Genomic DNA, 2,078 nt, shown 5'->3' with positions numbered 1-2,078 from the left:
CGCAGCCGGTGCGGGCGCGGGCGGGCGGCGCGCTCAAGGGCCCCCAGACCAGCGCCACCAGCACCGCCCACCACGCCGGGCCCCGAAGCAAAATGGTGCGCACGGAGCCTAACGGGCGGTTAGCAGTTGCGACAAATAAGTATCGTAAGCGGCGGGGCCACCGGGGCGGTAACCGCTCTTGGCCAGCACCTTGCCTTCGGGCGAGAGCACCACTACCAGCGGAAACGTGCCTTCTTTGTTGAGCTGCGCGGCGGCTTGCTCGCTCTGCTTGGTTTGGGCGGGCGGCAATTGGTTTTTGCGGTTGCGCGGGAAGTCGAAGCGGGCCAGCACGAACTTATCTTGGGCGTACTGCGCAAACTCGGGCTGGTCGAACACCTCCTGCTTGAGCATAATGCACGGTTTGCACCAGTCGGAGCCCGAAAACACGGCCAGCACCGGCCGCTGGTTGGCCTTGGCCTGCGCCAGGGCGGCGGTAAGGTCGGTGTTCCAGGAGGTGGCGGGCGGCGTTTGGGCACGGGCCCCGGCGGCCATCAGCAGCGCAAACAGGAAGAAAATGGGGAAGCGCATAGCGGAGCAGCGGTAAAAAAACGGGATTTGCCCAAAGAACGCAGGCACGGCACGCCGCGGTGCCCAAAGCTGGTGGGTAAGCCGCTTTTTAAGCAAATTTTAAGCCGCTTGTGAGGCCGCTTGGGGCCCTGGGTGCGGGGTTGAATCCAGTGAAACATTTCTACCCAGGCAACCAGCACCAAAGCAGTAAGAGACTCTCCCGCCACGGCGGCATTCATCAGGTTCGGACCGATAGCTCGCCAGGACCACGGACCGGGTGCAGGGCCAAATCCTTTCCTTCTGGTTAACAAATGCAGACAATTTGTTAACACTTTCGCAACGCGCCGGGGCCCTCAAAAACCCAACTTTGTATTCGAAAAATGCCTCTACCCCTTGAGCGAATTGTCTACCGTCCTACCCGTCTTCTCAGCGCCGCGTTCCGGGTTGCAGCGTTGGCAGCTGCGCACGGGCGTGAGCCTATTCATTGGCTATAGCGCCTATTATGTATGCCGCTCCAACCTGGCCATTGCCGCGCCGCTGCTCATCCGCGAGTTTAGGGCCCAGGGCTTGAACAAAGAAGTGCTGGGCCAGGTGGCCTCGGTGGGCGTGCTGTTTTACGCCGCTGGCAAAGTGCTGAACGGCGTGCTGGGCGACTTTCTGGGGGGCAAACGGATTTTCCTGCTGGGCATGGTGGGGGCCGTGGCGGCCACCGTGGCCTTTGGGTTGGGGCAGGGCGTGGCGGTGTTTTTCGCGGCCTGGGCCGCCAACCGGCTGGTGCAGTCCATGGGCTGGGCCGGCCTGGTGAAAACCACGGCCAACTGGTTTTCCTACCAATCCTACGGCCGGGTGATGGGCCTGCTCAGCCTAAGCTACCTGTTTGGCGACGTGGTGGCCAAACTGGTACTGGGGCAGCTGCTGGTGCTGGGCCTGGGCTGGCGCGGCCTGTTTCTGGCGGCAGCGGGCGTGCTGGCGGTGGTAGCCCTGGGCTGCTCGTTCAGCCTAAAAAGCAGCCCCGAAGACGTGGGCCTGGCCGCCCCGCCCGCCAACCCGGACAACCTATTCGCCGCCGACGCCGGCCCCGCGGCCGACCGGCCGGCGTCGCTGGGCAGCTTGCTGGGGCCCTACTTCCGCAGCCCGGCCTTTCTGCTGATGCTGCTCATGTCGTTCGGCCTCACGGCGTTGCGCGAGGCGTTCAGCTTTTGGGTGCCCACCTACCTGGTAGAGGCGGCGCACATGTCCGAGGGCGCGGCTTCGCAGTGGAGCGCGCTGTACTCGGTGTGCGGCATGGCGTCCATCCTGGGGGCCGGCTACCTCTCCGATGCCTGGCTGCGGGGGCAGCGCGGGGTGCTCATCCTGGGGGCCTGCGTGGGCCTGGTGCCCGTGCTGACGTTGATGACCCAACCGGCTAGCGGGCCCGTCCTGCCGCTGGTGCTCACGTCGCTGGTGGGCTTACTGCTGCTGGGGCCCTATTCGTTTTTATCGGGGGCCATGGCGCTCGATGCCGGCGGGCGGCAGGGCGCGGCCACCGCGGC

Annotated in this window: 2 protein-coding genes; one reads left to right on the top strand and one right to left on the bottom strand. The window is 65.2% G+C overall.

Annotated features, from left to right (window positions below; all coding sequences use genetic code 11):
• Positions 1 to 108 precede the first annotated feature (108 nt).
• Positions 109 to 567 carry a thioredoxin family protein gene (locus tag BEN49_RS14380; protein WP_070744519.1) on the bottom strand — a complete coding sequence of 153 codons (459 nt, stop codon included), beginning with the start codon at positions 565 to 567 and terminating at the stop codon, positions 109 to 111.
• Between the two features lie 381 nt (positions 568 to 948).
• Between BEN49_RS14380 and BEN49_RS14375 the strand changes: the two genes are divergently transcribed.
• Positions 949 to 2,078, top strand: a 1,130-nt coding sequence (locus tag BEN49_RS14375) for an MFS transporter (RefSeq protein WP_125916877.1), incomplete at its 3' end; no start/stop codon positions are given.

The sequence above is a fragment of the Hymenobacter coccineus genome, from assembly GCF_001816125.1.
GTDB lineage: Bacteria > Bacteroidota > Bacteroidia > Cytophagales > Hymenobacteraceae > Hymenobacter > Hymenobacter coccineus.
Note: the sequence above shows the minus strand (reverse complement) of the source record. Positions and strands in the feature narration are given on the sequence as shown.